This window comes from Paraburkholderia aromaticivorans (genome assembly GCF_002278075.1).
Taxonomy (GTDB): Bacteria; Pseudomonadota; Gammaproteobacteria; order Burkholderiales; family Burkholderiaceae; genus Paraburkholderia; species Paraburkholderia aromaticivorans.
The window spans coordinates 1,106,521-1,122,689 of the sequence record NZ_CP022989.1 but is presented as its reverse complement, the minus strand read 5'-3'; the positions used below and the strand labels follow the sequence as shown (position 1 = coordinate 1,122,689).

The window sequence follows — 16,169 nt, the reverse complement described above, 5'->3', positions numbered from 1 at the left end:
CAAATCCGATAATGGTGATCTGGATAACGGCAGCTATCGCGGCCCTCTTTAGACCCAACAGCGGCAATGGTTGACTAGCCTTGTACGGTGTCGCCCCATCGACCCGCTCTTTTACCGTGGAGGTGGGTTTGCAACAGCCTAAGACTGCGACTTATCTATAGCCCTGCCGCTTATAGGTTACGGTTAGCTGAGTCCGCAAAACATCTGTATCGTGATTTTTGCGGACCAGGTCGCTAATGAAATTTACTGCTTTACGCCATTCGATTGTCTCTTCAACGCTTTGTGCCATCGCTAGTTCTGTTGTTTCCATGATTTTTGAGCCGCGTTTCAGCTTTCTTTGGGTGCGTTCAAACCCGCGATAAAACCAGCCGTTGATATTCATGGCATTTAAAACATCTTCCATCAAAACGTGAGCTGCGAGGCGGGCCATGTGGCGATGGTTAGTTCGATGCAATGGCGGATCCGGCAGTAAGCGGCCTACAAATGGGCTCATCTCCGCCAGCCATTCTTGGACGACCTCACTAGGCAAGTCCAAAATTGCTCTCGCTTCGACGGGGTCGGGATTCAGCCAGCCCTTCTCAAGAGCCGTATTGACTACGCGGTCGATAGTGAATGGTTCGGCAAGCCGTTTCGCGTTGATCCAGTACCGCCATGCGTGGCCCCGCCTTTCCGGTGCTGGTGCTCCCGTTTGACCAGTTCCAATGTGAAAGATCTGCTCAAGTTCACGTGGAAGCTTGTTGCCAGATTCTCGGGTAATTACCCTGACAGCAGTGGCCCACGCGGCTCGATGTCGATTCTTGCCCACTGAGTTTTCGCCTTCTCTCATCCCGTGCCTCGCATCTGTTGGGGCATTTCGTGTAACAGCTTAACGTGGGATGTGCGACTTTTCCTCGTGATGATGGATGCGAGACATGACCGCGCCCTCCGTGGGCGGTTATGCGATCTCAAATCCATGTACCGAGAGAAAGGAGCGCCGATGACCGCGATTTTCCATATTCATCAATCAAAAAAGTACACACCTGCGCAATCTGCGATTGCCTCGGCTGCCCCGTCTGGCCGGGGTAGTGCGTGGCCACGTTTCTTTCCGGCACTTGGCCACAAAACCGCTAACCCCTTGATTTTTCGGGGGGTGTAATGGCACGTCGCAATTTCCTCAAGACCGCCGTGACTTGCGCCCAGTTCGATGCGATCCGCAAGCGAGCCGATGCCGAAGGCTTGACAGTTTCGGCATTCATGCGGGCCGTGCTCGATCGCGCTGTTGAAGGGCTCGGCGTCGTGGACGCGATTCGCGACATCGTCTCGACTCAGCCTGCGACGGCAACCCCTGACGCTTGGCCCGCGATCCAGGAAACACTGCAACTGGTGCGTTTGATGGCCAGTCATAGCCACCCACAGGCCGCCGCGCGCATCACAGCATCCTGCAACCAGCAGTACCGTCAGGAGGGACTGTGATGGCTCATGATCCTTTAATGCAGCAAGTCCACACCATCCTAGTGCGTGTGGTTTACTTTGTGGCGTTCGCGCTCGTTCAAAGCGTGCTCTTGTGGGTCGCATGCTGGCAACAGCTTGGCGATTCGTGGCTCGATGCGTTGATCCGGCTTTCGGGCGTCTGGCCGCTTTCTCCCGGATCGATTAATAGCCTCCTCGCGATGCTGATTGTATGGGCTAGCGTTTTGCAGACGACCATTCTGTTTCTCATTATTGGTCGCTGGTGGGCTCGCAAAACAAATGTCATGCATCGCCGCGGCAGTCGCTTCATCGATGAGCGGGGAGGCTGAGCCCATGCGCATGCGTCCTGCCATTCTCGGCGGGCGTGCTTCCCAGCGTGCCGCTATCACGCTGGGAGGTGTCAGCCTCCCGCCCAAAAACGAGACCCTTCATACCCTGCTCGTCGGCTCGACAGGAGTCGGCAAGACCACTCTAATTGATGAGGTCTTGGCGGGCATTGTCTCCCGTGGGGATCGCGCCATCGTGGTTGATCCTAGTGCGCATCACCTGACCTACTTCGGTGGCGACGACGACATCATCCTGAATCCGTTTGACCGGCGCGGGCAGGGGTGGACGATCTTTAACGAAATCCGGAAAGATTTCGATTACTTCCGGTTGGCAAAATCCCTCATTCCCGATGGTCACGGCCCCGACGCGAGTTGGCATTTCTATTCGCAAATCCTCGCTGCCGAGGGCATGCGTGTGCTGATGCGGCAGGGGGAAAACACGACCATGCATTTGCTCGACAGGCTGACCAGTGCGACTGTCGAGGAATTGGCGAAGCTCCTCGCGGGAACCCAGGCTCAGGGGCTGTTCGACCGCGATGCGGGCCGGGCGCTGGCCAGCACCAGATTCATTCTGACCACATATCTGAATTCCCACCAGTATTTGCAGCCAGGGGGCTTCAGCCTTCGCGACTGGCTGGCTGACGGAGATAGCAATCTGTATATCACCTGGCGAGAAGACATGCAGGCAGTCATGCAGCCCCTGATCGGCTGCTGGGTCGATCTGCTGTGCAATGCCGTGTTGAGTCTTCAGCCGTCCCCGGATCGCCGGTTGTGGTTGCTGCTTGATGAGCTGGGAGCGCTGGGCCATTTGAGTTCATTGGAAGGCGCACTTACGCGGGGGCGTAAACATGGTCTCTGCGTGATCGCCGGGTTGCAATCGACGGCCCAGCTTGACCGTGTGTATGGGCGCGAGACGGCCATCAGCATTCGCTCGTGTTTTCGTAATCTGGTGGTGTTGTCGCTATCGAGGAGCGATCCCGATACCAGCGAAATCCTCTCGAAGGCGCTTGGAGACCGTGAAATCGACCGGGTGCAGTACAGCACTCAATCCGGTATGCAGGGAATCTCTCGCGGAGAAAGCTTGCAGCGTGCGACGGAACGTCTGGCATTGCCAAGCGAGCTGACCCAGCTCGCCGATTTGACCGCCTATGTTGCTCTGGCAGGTAACGAGCCTGTGCGTCAGGTTGGATTTTCCCCGGTGCCCCGGCCAGCCGTGCAGATACCGTTCATGGAGGGCTCATGCTGAGCATTGCTATCGTAAAAAATAGTGGTGCTGCGAGCACCTACTATGCTGAGGCTGACAACTACTACACCGGGGATCGTTCACCATCGCGGTGGATGGGAGCTGGTGCAGAGCGTATGGAGTTGGCCGACGATGTGGACGCAACGACGTTTACACGCCTTCTTGACGGGCATCTGCCAAATGGAAGCCATATTCACAATGCTGGAGATGGACGGCGGGCGGGCGTCGATCTGACATTCTCTGCCCCGAAATCGGTATCGATGCAGGCGTTGATTGGTGGAGATATCCGCCTGGTCGAGGCGCATCAAACCGCTGTGGGACGAGCACTCGATTATGTACAGGGGCTTGCTGCGTATCGTGTAACGGACGGAGGGCAAACCGAGCTTCAGAAAAGCGGCAATCTGTTGATCGCCAGTTTTCTGCATGACCTCTCGCGCGATACCGACCCGCAATTGCATACGCATGCGGTGCTGATCAATGCGACGCAGCGGGCTGACGGTGAATGGCGGGCGCTGGAGCCGGGCGAAATCCTGCGCCAGAAAATGCTTGTCGGTGCACTGTACCGTTCAGAGTTGGCGCTGGAGGTCCAGCAGCTTGGGTATGACGTACGTTTGACCCACGCCGATGGCCGGTTTGAGCTTGCCCATATTTCCGATTACCAAGCCCAGGCGTTCAGCCAGCGCAGCCAGGCAATTACCGCTGCACTTGCCAATGACGGTCTGACAAGGGCGGATGCGACCCACTATGAGCGGCAGCGGGCAACGCTGGCCACGCGTGAGGCCAAGGGCGAGGTGAATCGAGCTGTATTGCTCGAAACGTGGAAAGAGAAAAGCCATGAACTGAGCATCGATTTTTTATCGAGGCACGCCCGGGAGCTGTCCACGGTCCAAATTGATCCGGCGAGTACACGGGAAGCCGTCGCGCATGCCGTTGCACATACGACCGAGCGCCAGTCCGTCGTGACCGACGCGCAGATTTTGCGCGCCGCATTGGAGGTGGGAACGGGTAGTACCAATCTTGATGCGATTCGGGCCGAAATCTCGCATCAGCTTGCCGATGGCCTGTTGATCGCGCAGGATGGACGCTATACCACGCCAGCGGCGCAGCAGCGCGAGCGCGAGATTCTTGCGATGGAGTTGCGCGGCCGAGCAGCCGTTGAGCCGATCATGGATGTACAGCAGGTTGGGCGCATCTTGTCCGCTTCGAATCTGCGCTCGGGGCAGCAGGCGGCAGCGGCGCTCATGCTGGCGACGGATAGCAGGGTGAGTGCCATACAGGGGCTGGCCGGAACGGGGAAGACTGCCATGCTGGGCGTGGCGTCGCTGGTCATGCAGCAACAGGGCTACCAGCTTGTCGGTATTGCGCCGTCTGCTGCGGCAGCCCGGGAACTGTCCGGGGTGGGTATCAAGAGCGAGACCATTGCGGCATTCATTAACCGCGAAGCGTCGGGGCTCACGCCGCAAACCGTACTGATCGTGGACGAAGCCGGTATGGTTTCGGCCCGAGACATGCATGCCATCCTGTCCCGTGTTGAGCAGGCTAATGCGCGGGTCGTACTCATCGGCGACGTGCAGCAGCTCCAGGCTATCGAGGCGGGCCGACCATTCGCACAGCTTCAGGAGGCGGGCATCGCACGCGCGGAGATGGGTGAAATTCTCCGGCAGAACGATGCGCGTCTGCGCCATGCCGTGGAGCTGGCTGCACGTGGCGATGGTGCGCGCTCGCTGTCGGCGCTCTCCCGGAACGTGATCGAAATCAATGATGGCCGCGAGCGCCACCAGGCCATTGCGCGAGAATTTTCCGGACTGTCGCCGGATGAGCGTAAGGCATCGTTGATTGTCGCTGGCACCCGCGCGGCTAGAACCTCTATCAACGAACAGGTTCGGACAGCGTTGGGGCTGGCGGGGCATGGGGTCATGGTCGCCACGATGGAGCGTAAGGACCTGACGATGGCACAGGCCCGCAGTTCCTTGTCCTATCAAGCTGGCGACGTTGTCCAGGCTCAGAAATTGTACGCATCGCTGGGAATCGGCCGGGGAGACTGGGCTCGGGTTGAGGAGGTATCTCAAGGGCGCGTTACGCTGCTCCGTAGTGATGGGGGGCGAGTTGAGTGGCGTCCGGCCATTCAGAGCAACCTGAGCGCGTATCAACTGGTTTCCCGGGAGCTGGCGTTGGGCGATGCTGTCCGGCTAACGGCGAACGATTACGGACGTGAAATTGCAAACGGAGATCGGGCAATCGTCACGGGCATCGATGCCGAACGGCAAACAGTGACGCTCGGCCGGGAAGACGGTCGGCAACTGATACTCGATGCGTCGCAACCGCTGCATCTCGATCATGGCTACTGCGTGACGGTTCATGCATCCCAAGGGCAAACCGTCGATCGTGTATTGGTCGAGGCCGACAGCCACAGCATGACGATGAACGAGAACGCGTGGTACGTCGCGATTTCGCGCGCTCGGGATGAGGTCACGATTTATACCGATGATCGCTCCATGTTGTCCGATGCCGTATCGCGTGAGAGCGCCAAGGGCGCTGCGCTGGAGCTGGATTCAGCCGGTCGGCATCGGCATGACGGCCCGGAAATCGGGGGCTGATGCATGGAGACGTTCACCCTGCAACAGGCCGCCGAGTTCCTGAAGATTCATCCAGTCACGCTGCTGGAAAAGGCGAAAACCGGGGCTGTCCCTGGTGCCAAGATCGGCAAGCGCTGGGTTTTTCTCAAAATTGACCTGATCGAACACATCCGGTCACAATATACGCGGCGAGCGTTGCAGGGTGACACTGCAAGGAACGATATATGTCACTCTTCAAACGCAAGGACTCCCCCTATTGGTGGGTCAAGCTCACGCCACGCAGTGGACCGGCAATACAGCGAAGTACTGGGACTGCTGACAAAGTAGCGGCTCAGGAATATCACGACATGCTGAAGGCGTCGCTGTGGCAGCAAGAACGTCTTGGGGTTAAGCCCAAGCGTTCTTGGCGTGAGGCGGTTGTTCGCTGGCTGGAGGAAACCTCGGAAAAGGCCACGCATAAAGAGGACAAGCGGAAGCTGGTATGGCTGCATGCTTATCTTGGTAGCCTGAATCTCGATGAAATCACGATGGATGTGATCGATCGAATCAGGTCCGCGAGGCTTAAAGAGGGTTCGAAAGGCACATGCAACCGCTACCTGGCACTGGTTCGATCCATTCTTCTTCGGGCACGAGACGAATGGGAGTGGATCGACAAGGTGCCCAAGGTCAGGCTCTTTAAAGAAGCAAATAACCGTGAACGGTCGTTGACTCCGGAGCAGGCCCGCAGCCTGCTCCAGGAGTTACCGGAGCATCAGCGCGATTGCGTGCTGTTTGCCTTGGCAACGGGTTTGAGACAGAGCAACGTTCTCAAGCTGGAGTGGGCGCAGGTGAATCTGGAGCTGCGCCATGCCTGGGTCAAGGGTACGCAATCAAAGAACCGCCGCCCTATTGCGGTTCCGTTGAGCGAGACGGCGATGGATGTACTCAAGCGACAGATTGGGCGGCACCCCCAGCGAGTTTTCACTTTCAGGGGGCGGCCGATCAATTCAGCTAATACGAAGGCTTGGCGAGCTGCCTTGATGCGGGCTGGCATCGAGGACTTTCGCTGGCATGACTTGAGACATACCTGGGCGACCTGGCAGCGGCAGGCAGGAACGCCGACCCATGAGCTACAGAGATTGGGTGGGTGGAGAACCGGGGCGATGGTGGAGCGCTACGCTCACTTGGCACCGGATCACCTTGCCGCCGCAGCATCGCGGCTGGATTCCGTACTCGTAGATGCAGCTACGCTGTAGCTACGGCGCCAGAAACGAAAAAGGCTCCCGAACGCTCGGGAGCCTTTTGAATGCTTGGTGGGGCGTGAGTGACTCGAACACTCGACCTACGGATTAAGAGTCCGCTGCTCTACCAACTGAGCTAACGCCCCCAACAGAAGCGAAATTATGCAGAAATTTTTCGAGCTTGCCAAGCCCCTTTAGCAGATTTCTTAAAAAAAATTTGCATTGTCGGCCCCGAGGCATTCCTCGACGGACGCGCTGTCGTCAAAAACACGCTGGCGATATCGTCCCGGTATCATGTCGCGGACACTTTGCCGCGCGACACATCGTGCGGCTTTCGACCGGGGATCGCCATGGATGACAAAGAGATTATCGAATTGCTCGACCGCATCCTCGCGCCGTGGGTCCGCGCGCTCACGCTGACACCGGTCAAGGTCGATGAAGAAAGCGCCACGCTGCGCCTGCCGTTTTCGGGCGGGCTGCGTCATGCGGGCGGCGTGATCTGCGGTCAGGTCTTCATGGCCGCGGCCGACACAGCCATGATCGTCGCCATTTCGGCCGCGCTCGGCGGTTTCAAGCCGATGAGCACGGTCTCGCTCAACATCAATTTCATGCGCGCGGTGCGCAAGGGCGACGTGCTGATCACCGCCCGCGTGCTGCGCATGGGCCGCAACCTGGTGTTCGGTGAAGTCGAACTGTTCGACGAATCCGGCAACATGGCCGTCCACGCCACCACGACCTACGCACTGCTCGACTAGTACGGGTCAGAGAGCCGCATAAGAGGAAGAATCAGGATGTTCGATCAGGTCGTATTCGCCGGCGGCGGCAATCGCTGCTGGTGGCAGGCGGGTTTCTGGGACGTGGTGCAGCCGGAGTTGCGGATCCGGCCGCGCGTCATCACCGGCATTTCGGCCGGCGCCGCCACGGCGTGCATGCTCTACACGCGCGATTCCGACTGGGTAATGCGCTATTACGAGGACGCGCTGCGCCACAACACCCGCAACGCTTACTGGGGCAACCTGCTGCGCAGCGAGTCGGTGTTTCCGCATTACCGCATCTACCGCCAGGCGCTGCTCGACATCTACGGCGAGAAGTTTTCGACGCTCGCCGACGCGCCGGAAATCCGCATCGGCGTGTCGCATCTGCCGCGCTGGCTCGGTGCGCGCAGCGCGGTGGCAGCCGGCCTGATCGCATACAACATCGAAAAGTACGTGCGCAAGACGCTGCATCCCACGCTCGGCCAGACGCTTGGCTTTCATCCGGAGTTCGTGCGCGCGCAGGACTGCGCAAGCGTCGAGGATCTGGCGGACCTGATCCTGCAATCGTCGAGTACGCCGCCGTTCACGCCGGTTTTGCGGCGCAACGGCCGGCCGGTGCTGGACGGCGGGATGGTCGACAACGTGCCGGTCGGCGCACTCGACGCCGAGGCGCCCGGCAACGTGCTGGTGATGGTCACCCGCCTCTATCCGCGACCGCAGATGTTCGTCGTGCCGCACGGCGTGCAGCAACGGCTTTATGTACAGCCGTCGCGCAAAGTGCCGATTTCCAGTTGGGATTACACGAGCCCCTCGCAGATGGTGCACGCGTATAACCTGGGCCGCGCCGATGGCGAGACCTTCCTGGAACGCATGCCCGATCTGCTGGAAGCCGCCGCGCACGAAGCGGCGCGATGAGGTGAGCGCCGGCGGCGTGAAAACGCTCGGCGCTGCACGCGCCGCGATGATCTGTCCGCCAGCGGGAGGCGTTTAACGCCGGCGGCCGCCCTGCAAGGCTTCCGGATTGGCCACGCTGGCGGTATTGCCGGCGTCGAAAGCCAGAATGTTGTTGAACGCCGCGGTGAAATACTGCTCGTAGCTTTCCCGTTCCACATAGCCGATGTGCGGCGTGCAGATCACGTTTTCCATGCGCAGCAGGCTGTAGCCCTGCAAAATCGGCTCGCTTTCATAGACGTCGATGGCGACCATTCCCGGACGATTGTGCGACAGCGCGTTGACCAGCGCGTTTTCGTCGAGCAGTTCGGCCCGGCTCGTGTTCACGAGCAGCGCGGTGGGCTTCATCCGCATCAGGTCTTCCTGTTTGACGATGCCGCGGGTGTCGTCGTGCAGGCGCAAATGTAGCGACAGCACGTCGCTTTGCTCGAACAATGCCTCGCGGCTTTCCGCCACGCCATAGCCGTCGGCACGAGCGGCTTCGCGCGAATGCTCGCGGCCCCAGATCAGCACGTTCATGCCGAATGCCTTGCCGTATCCGGCAAGCAACTGGCCGATCTTGCCGTAACCCCAGATCCCCAGCGTCTGGCCGCGCAGCACCTGGCCCAGCCCGAAGTTCGGCGGCAATGCCGACGTCTTCAAGCCAGACTGCTGCCAGGCTCCTTGCTTAAGGTTTGCTACGTATTGCGGAATCCGCCGCTGGGCCGCCATGATGAGAGCCCACGTCAACTCGGCAGGCGCGAACGGCGAACCGGTGCCTTCCAGCACGGCAATGCCGCGCTCGGTACAAGCCGCCAGATCGATGTGGCTCGAAACCTTGCCCGTTTGGCTGATCATGCGCAAACGCGGCAATTTGTCGAGCAGTTGTGAGCTGATGCGCGTGCGTTCGCGAATCAGGACGAGTGCGTCGACTTCGGAAAGGCGGCTTGCCAACTGGCCGAGACCGCGGACGGTGTTGTTGAAAACCTTGACCTCATGGTCGGCCAGCAATTGAAAGCAGTCGAGCTTGCGAACGGCGTCCTGGTAATCGTCGAGGATGGCAATCTTCATGGTATGTGTCTTGCGACGCACCTTGGTGGTGCGGAACGGAGTGTTATGCTGACTGTCCCAGCATGTGACCTAGGTCACATGCCGGTCTGGCTGGATGCCTTACCGTAGCAGCTACCGCACAGAATGAACGGCAGCGCACGGCAAGGCCGATTGACATCGTTTTTAACAGTTTGTTGCGTGTTGAGGCAAGCCGCTTTACAGACGGTTGCAGAAGCCCCGTCGGCTGGCGCCTCCGCTCAACGGGCTGTGTGGCCCGGAATGACCTGCACGATCGCACGTCGGGTGGCAGCATCCCCGGCGTGAAGAATTGAATGCCTCTCGCATGCAGCGTCGCTGGGCTTGTACCGTTTTTCTATTGCTTTCAAAACGGAGACAAGTCGATGAACCATCCCTCATTCGAAGGACAGCCCACTATCGAGGCGCCCGCGTGGGTCAAAAACCGGAAGCTAGTCGACTGGGTGCAGCGGGTCGCCACCATGACCAAGCCGGACAGGATCGTCTGGTGCGACGGCTCGCAGGAAGAATACGACCGGCTTTGCGCGCAGATGGTCGAAGCGGGCACCCTCAAGAAACTCAATCCCGCGAAGCGCCCGAATTCCTATCTCGCATGGTCCGATCCATCCGACGTGGCGCGCGTCGAGGATCGCACCTTCATCTGCTCACAGCAACGCGAAGACGCGGGGCCCACCAATAACTGGGTCGCTCCGGCCGAGATGCGCTCGACGCTCAACGGCCTGTTCGAAGGCGCCATGCGCGGCCGCACCATGTACGTGGTGCCGTTTTCGATGGGGCCGCTCGGTTCGCCGATCGCGCACATTGGTGTGGAACTGAGCGACAGTCCGTACGTGGTCACCAACATGCGAATCATGACGCGCATGGGCCGCAAGGTGTACGACGTGTTGGGCGAAGACGGCGAGTTCGTGCCGTGCGTGCACTCGGTGGGCGCGCCGCTCGCGGCGGCCGCGAAAGACGTGCCGTGGCCGTGCAACGCCACCAAATACATCGTCCACTTTCCCGAAACGCGCGAAATCTGGAGCTACGGCTCGGGCTACGGCGGCAATGCGCTGCTCGGCAAGAAGTGTTTCGCGCTGCGCATCGCCTCGACCATGGGCCGCGACGAGGGCTGGCTGGCCGAGCATATGCTGATTCTCGGCGTGACCTCGCCGGAAGGGCGCAAACATCATGTCGCGGCGGCGTTTCCGTCGGCGTGCGGCAAGACCAATTTCGCGATGCTGATCCCGCCGGAAGGTCTGAACGGCTGGAAAATCTCCACGATCGGCGACGACATTGCGTGGATCAAACCGGGCAAGGACGGCCGCCTGTACGCGATCAATCCGGAAGCCGGCTACTTCGGCGTCGCGCCGGGCACGAGCGAAAAGACCAACTTCAACGCAATGGCGACGTTGAAGGAAAACGTGATCTTCACGAACGTCGCCCTGACCGACGACGGCGACGTCTGGTGGGAAGGCATGACGGACGAAGCGCCTGCGCATCTGCTCGACTGGCAGGGCAAGGACTGGACGCCGGCCAGCGCGAAGGAAAGCGGTCGCAAGGCGGCGCACCCGAACGCGCGCTTCACGGCGCCGGCTTCGCAATGCCCGTCCATCGACGCCGACTGGGAAAACCCGACGGGCGTCGCGATCGACGCGTTCATCTTCGGCGGACGCCGCTCCACCACCGTGCCGCTCGTCACCGAAGCGCGCAACTGGGTGGAAGGCGTCTACATGGCGGCGACCATGGGCTCGGAGACCACCGCCGCCGCGGCCGGCCAGCAGGGCGTGGTGCGCCGTGATCCATTCGCGATGCTGCCGTTTTGCGGCTACAACATGAGCGACTACTTCGGTCACTGGCTGAAGACCGGCGAGCGACTGAAACAACTGGGCGCAAAGCTGCCGAAAATCTTCTGCGTCAACTGGTTCCGCAAGGGCGCGGACGGCAAGTTCGTCTGGCCGGGTTTCGGCGAGAACATGCGGGTGCTCGGCTGGATGGTTGGCCGGATCGAGGGGGCGGCTCAGGGTGAGGAGCATGCTTTCGGCATGTCGCCGCGCTACGAAGACATCGACTGGAGCGGGCTGAATTTCAGTCGCGAGCAGTTTGAGCAGGTGATTTCGGTAGACGACGCGGCCTGGCGCGACGAACTGGCCCTGCACGCCGAGCTGTTTGACACATTGCAGCAAGGCTTGCCGCCTGCGCTGACGCAAGCCAAACGTGCGCTTGAAGGCAAGCTTGCCGCCTGATCACGTGAGTATTCACTTCGCATGAAAGCCGCCTTCGGGCGGTTTTTCTTTTGGTTCGATCGCGTGGCGATATTTTCTGATTCCGCAACGTCGGCACACCCTTTGACGTCTGTTCGCGCAAAAATGGCGCTACAAGGTGCATTGCAGCAGATTGTTTCTTTTGGCGGAACAATCGATGATCGTGCACCATGTTAAGGCGCACAGTCGCGCAAATATCGACAATATTTCCGCTTTTGCGGGCAACTTCCACACGATTGCGCGAGTCGTAGGAGAATTCCAAGTTCGCTTCACTGGTTTTCACCAATTGTCAGGAAGCAGTAACACGGCAGGAGTTGTCCCATGGATCATTTGCAGTCGATGCGAGTTTTCGTCAAAGTGGCGGATCTCGGCAGTTTTGCCCGCGCTGCGAGCGCGATGGATATTTCCAATGCAGTTGCCACCCGTCACGTTGCCGACCTCGAAGGCCGTCTCGGGACGCGACTGCTTAATCGCACCACCCGCAGCTTGTCTCTGACCGAATCCGGCCAGGTTTATCTCGAGCGCGCGCGTCAGATTCTCGACGAACTGGAAGACGTCGAGCAGATGGTGGTCGCGCGCAATCACGAACCCGTCGGCACGTTGCGAATCGTCGCACCGGTCGTGTTCGGCTTGCACAATCTCGCGCCCGTGCTCCAGACGTACGCGGAGCGCTATCCGAAAGTCATTCCCGACGTCACGCTCGTTGACCGCCAGGTCGATCTCGTGGAAGAAGGTTTCGACGTGGGCATTGTGATCGCGCGGCAAATGCGCAGCGCGAGCATCGTCACGCGGCGTCTCACCACGGGTTGCATGACGGTGTGCGCCACGCCGGCTTATCTGGAGAAGCACGGCATGCCCACGCGTCCGGAGCATCTGCTCGAGCATCCGTGCCTGAGCCTGCCTTCCGAATACTGGGGCGACGAGCGTGTGTTCACCGGTCCGGAAGGCGAGGTCCGCGTGCGTCCGTCGAACGTGATCGTCGCGAACAACACGGAGATGCTGCGTCAGTTTGCGTTGCTCGGCATGGGCATCGCGATCCTGCCGAGCTATCTGATCGGCCGCGACATGACGCGCGGCAGGCTCGTGCGTCTGCTCGGCGACTATCGGCTGCCGCAGGTCGAGATCAACATTGCCTATCCGAGCCGCCGCCACTTGCCGGCCAAGGTGCGCACGTTCATCGACCATCTGGTTGAGCATTTCAGCCAGACGCCTAACAGCCTGCTGGGCGAACAGTGGATCAAGGAGGACGGCCTTGGCCGGACCGTCATGACGACGGCGCCGGATTCGGCGGATCCCATGCCCCCGGAGGCGTTCGACGGTGCTGAGCCGCTCTCTCGCCTGCTGGACAGCGAGTTATCGCCGCTGCCGAAGGCGCTGGCAAAGACGACGCCCCGCAACCGGCCCACGGCTTTGTCGCCGCTTTAAATGCCGGATTGAGAAAGCCGGCAACGCCGCAAGGGGCGCTTTCTGGCGAACAAATAAAAAGGCGCGATCACACCGAGTGATCGCGCCTTTTTTCGTGGCAAGTCGCAAATGAACCCGGCCGGAAGCGATTCACCTTCCAGCCGTGGTTCGATTACGAGCCGGTTTTGCGTGCCGCCGCTTTCTTGGCGGGCGCTTTCTTGGCCGCCGCGGTCTTGGTAGCGGGCGCTTTTTTCGCCGCCACCTTTTTGGCTGCCGGCGCGGCCTTCACCGCGACCGCCGCGCCGTCCTCGTCGGTCTCCGATTCCGCCGCCGCTGCCTTGGCAGCCGACTTGGCCGCCGCGGTCTTCGCGGCAGTCTTCGCCGACGGCTCCTTCTTCTCGAACTCGAAACCGATCTTGCCGTCGTTCTGCTTGACGAGGAACGCCTTGAAGTTCCGGCCGGTACGCGACGACTTGAAGTTCGTCAGCAGGTCCGTGCGGCCTTCTTCGAGCAGCTTGGCCATCTGTTCACGGGCGATTTCCTGCTGCAGGATGACCTTGCCCGAGCGGAAGTCGCAAGTCTTCGGATTGGCGACCGAGTTCTCGCAGACGTAGCTCATACCGTGCTCGAACACGCGGCCCTTGCATTTCGGGCACGCGCCGACCGGCTGCTGATCGGAGAAGTCAGGCGGTTCGCCGTCTTCGCCGCCGGCATCCTGGCCGAAGTCGAATTCGAGCTTGTAGTTCTTGATCTCGTCGTCGAACGAGAGCTTCAGGATCGCCGAGAACGGCCGGCCCATCTTGCTGCGGAAACCCGACAGCGGCCCGATCGTCTTGTTCTGCAGCAATTCTTCGACTTCCGGAATTTCGAACTGACGTCCGCCCGGAATCTTCGAAATCGAGAACTCGCACTTCGAGCAGGCGAAGCGCCGGTAGTTCTCCTTCACCTGACCGCTGCAATTCGGACACGGCGTTTCCAACGTTGCGTAATCGCCCGGGATCGTGTCGGAATCGTACTCTTTCGCGCGCTTCACGATGGTCTGTGTCATGCGGGCGATTTCCTGCATGAACGCGTCGCGCGGCAGGTTGCCGCGTTCCATTTGCGAAAGCTTGTACTCCCACTCGCCGGTCAATTCCGGCGCGGTCAGTTCCTTCACGCCGAGACCGCGCAACAGCGTCATGAGCTGGAAAGCCTTGGCGGTAGGAATCAGATCGCGGCCTTCGCGAATCAGATACTTTTCACCCAGCAAACCTTCGATGATCGCCGCACGCGTGGCCGGCGTGCCGAGCCCTTTGGCCGCCATGGCCTCGCGCAACTCGTCGTCTTCGACGAGCTTGCCGGCGCCTTCCATGGCCGAGAGCAAGGTGGCTTCGTTGTAGCGTGCGGGCGGTTTCGTCACCAGTTGTTGCGCGGCGATCTTGTCCGTCTTGACCTTCTCGTCCTTCTGCACCGGCACGAGGTTCGCGTCTTCGCCGCTGATCTCGCGGCCGTACACCTGCAGCCAGCCCGGTTCGACCAGCACCTTGCCTTCGGTCTTGAAGTGATGGCCGACCACCTCTGTGATCCGCGTCGTCACCTTGTATTCGGCGGCCGGGAAGAACACCGACAGGAATCGCTTCACGACGAGGTCGTAGAGCTTCTGTTCCGGTTCGGACAGATTCTTCGGTGCTTGCAGTGTCGGGATAATGGCGAAGTGGTCGCTGATCTTCGAGTTGTCGAAGATGCGCTTGTTCGGCTTCACCCAGCCCTTGTCGAGCACCTGCTTGGCGAACGGCAGATAGTTGTTGCTCTCCTTGAGCATGCCGAGCGTCTCTTTGACCGTATCCATATAGTCTTCCGGCAGCGCGCGCGCGTCGGTACGGGGATAGGTCAGCACCTTGTGCTTTTCGTAGAGCGCCTGGGCGAGGCCCAAGGTGTTCTTCGCCGAGAAGCCGAAGCGGCCGTTGGCCTCCCGCTGCAAGCTGGTCAGGTCGAAGAGCGCCGGCGACAGTTGCGTGGACGGCTTCGATTCCTCGGTCACGGTGCCGATCTGGCCGCGGCAGGCAGCGACGATCGTTTCGGCCGCGGGCAGCGCCCATAGACGCGAATCGCGTTTTTCCGGATCGAACTCGTCGCGCTTGAATTTCGGATCGAACCAGCGGCCTTCGTAGAAGCCGGCCGAGCAGACGAACTCCGCCTTCACTTCCCAATAGTCGCGTGGGACGAAGCGGCGAATCTTCTCTTCGCGCTCGACCACGATCGAGAGCGTGGGCGTTTGCACCCGCCCGACCGTGGTCAGGAAGAAGCCGCCGCCCTTGCTGTTGAACGCGGTCATGGCCCGCGTGCCGTTGATGCCGACCAGCCAGTCCGCCTCCGAGCGGCAGCGCGCCGCATCGGCGAGCGGCTGCATTTCTTCGTCGCTGCGCAGACGGGCGAAGCCGTCGCGGATCGCGCCGGCCGTCATGGATTGCAGCCACAGGCGCTGCACCGGCTGCTTGGCTTTCGCGTGCTGCGCGATCAGGCGGAAAATCAGCTCGCCCTCGCGCCCCGCGTCGCATGCGTTGATCAGACGGTCGACGTCTTTGCGCTTGAGCAGCTTGGTCAGCACCTTCAGGCGCGACTCACTCTTGGCGATCGGGTTGAGATCGAAGTGCGGCGGGATGACGGGCAGGTTGGCGAAACTCCACTTGCCGCGCTTGACCTCATAGTCTTCGGGCGCGGCAATTTCCAGCAGGTGGCCGACTGCCGAGGAAAGGACGTACTCGTCGCTTTCGTAGTATTCGTCATGCTTGGTAAAGCCGCCCAAAGCGCGCGCGATGTCGTTCGCGACGGAAGGCTTTTCGGCGATGATCAGTGCTTTGGACATGACTCGATGTGAGGTTGGTAGATCAGGGTTGATGGCCGTGAGTGCGCTTCAATGAGCGCGACCCTCGTTTGCGACCTTTGCGACCCATTAACGAC

The 16,169-nt window shown here is 60.4% G+C and carries 13 protein-coding genes and 1 tRNA gene; 10 read left to right on the top strand and 4 right to left on the bottom strand.

Annotated features, from left to right (window positions below):
• Positions 1-151 precede the first annotated feature (151 nt).
• Entirely contained in the window at positions 152-826 is a 675-nt protein-coding gene (locus tag CJU94_RS40745) for a hypothetical protein (protein WP_157763717.1), read from the bottom strand.
• Between the two features lie 308 nt (positions 827-1,134).
• Between CJU94_RS40745 and CJU94_RS05050 the strand changes: the two genes are divergently transcribed.
• Genes CJU94_RS05050 through CJU94_RS05025 form a run of 6 tightly spaced genes read left to right on the top strand, consistent with a single transcriptional unit; the run spans position 1,135 to position 6,829 of the window.
• A complete protein-coding gene (locus tag CJU94_RS05050; protein ID WP_095417778.1) occupies positions 1,135-1,452 on the top strand; it encodes a hypothetical protein in 318 nt (105 codons plus the stop codon).
• Positions 1,452-1,778 (top strand): hypothetical protein, encoded by a 327-nt coding sequence (locus CJU94_RS05045; RefSeq protein WP_095417777.1) that lies wholly within the window; start codon positions 1,452-1,454, stop codon positions 1,776-1,778. The genes CJU94_RS05050 and CJU94_RS05045 overlap by 1 nt, the downstream gene beginning before the upstream one ends.
• Positions 1,779-1,782: 4 nt before the next feature.
• Positions 1,783-3,021: a type IV secretion system DNA-binding domain-containing protein gene (locus tag CJU94_RS05040; RefSeq protein ID WP_157763716.1), complete on the top strand. Its 1,239-nt coding sequence runs from the start codon at positions 1,783-1,785 to the stop codon at positions 3,019-3,021.
• Positions 3,015-5,615, top strand: coding sequence for a MobF family relaxase (gene mobF / locus CJU94_RS05035; protein ID WP_095417775.1), 2,601 nt, complete (start codon positions 3,015-3,017; stop codon positions 5,613-5,615). Before CJU94_RS05040 ends, mobF begins: the two co-directional genes overlap by 7 nt.
• Before the next feature lie 3 nt (positions 5,616-5,618).
• A complete protein-coding gene (locus tag CJU94_RS05030; protein WP_095417774.1) occupies positions 5,619-5,921 on the top strand; it encodes a helix-turn-helix domain-containing protein in 303 nt (100 codons plus the stop codon).
• A 20-nt stretch (positions 5,922-5,941) separates the two neighbouring features.
• Complete coding sequence (locus CJU94_RS05025) at positions 5,942-6,829, top strand: tyrosine-type recombinase/integrase (protein WP_244220918.1); 888 nt, start codon at positions 5,942-5,944, stop codon at positions 6,827-6,829.
• A 55-nt stretch (positions 6,830-6,884) separates the two neighbouring features.
• On the opposite strand, the gene CJU94_RS05020 is transcribed toward CJU94_RS05025, so the two are convergent.
• Positions 6,885-6,960, bottom strand: a tRNA-Lys gene (locus CJU94_RS05020).
• 204 nt (positions 6,961-7,164) lie between these two features.
• On the opposite strand from CJU94_RS05020, the gene CJU94_RS05015 reads away from it, so the two are divergent.
• Together CJU94_RS05015 and CJU94_RS05010 are read left to right on the top strand one after the other, a co-directional pair.
• The gene (locus tag CJU94_RS05015; protein ID WP_011486433.1) at positions 7,165-7,569 is read left to right on the top strand and encodes a PaaI family thioesterase; all 405 of its coding nucleotides are present in this window, start codon (positions 7,165-7,167) and stop codon (positions 7,567-7,569) included.
• Positions 7,570-7,605: 36 nt separating this feature from the next.
• Positions 7,606-8,484 carry a patatin-like phospholipase family protein gene (locus CJU94_RS05010; RefSeq protein WP_095417772.1) on the top strand — a complete coding sequence of 293 codons (879 nt, stop codon included), beginning with the start codon at positions 7,606-7,608 and terminating at the stop codon, positions 8,482-8,484.
• A gap of 72 nt (positions 8,485-8,556) precedes the next feature.
• On the opposite strand, the gene CJU94_RS05005 is transcribed toward CJU94_RS05010, so the two are convergent.
• Positions 8,557-9,570, bottom strand: a complete 1,014-nt coding sequence (locus CJU94_RS05005) for a D-2-hydroxyacid dehydrogenase family protein (protein WP_095417771.1) — start codon at positions 9,568-9,570, stop codon at positions 8,557-8,559.
• Positions 9,571-9,950: 380 nt separating this feature from the next.
• On the opposite strand from CJU94_RS05005, the gene CJU94_RS05000 reads away from it, so the two are divergent.
• Positions 9,951-11,807, top strand: a complete 1,857-nt coding sequence (locus CJU94_RS05000) for a phosphoenolpyruvate carboxykinase (GTP) (protein WP_095417770.1) — start codon at positions 9,951-9,953, stop codon at positions 11,805-11,807.
• Between the two features lie 339 nt (positions 11,808-12,146).
• Positions 12,147-13,250 carry a LysR family transcriptional regulator gene (locus CJU94_RS04995; protein ID WP_095417769.1) on the top strand — a complete coding sequence of 368 codons (1,104 nt, stop codon included), beginning with the start codon at positions 12,147-12,149 and terminating at the stop codon, positions 13,248-13,250.
• A gap of 151 nt (positions 13,251-13,401) precedes the next feature.
• Here the strand turns inward: CJU94_RS04995 and CJU94_RS04990 are convergent, their stop codons facing one another.
• Positions 13,402-16,074, bottom strand: a complete 2,673-nt coding sequence (locus tag CJU94_RS04990; protein ID WP_095417768.1) for a DNA topoisomerase III — start codon at positions 16,072-16,074, stop codon at positions 13,402-13,404.
• Between the last annotated feature and the right edge of the window lie 95 nt (positions 16,075-16,169).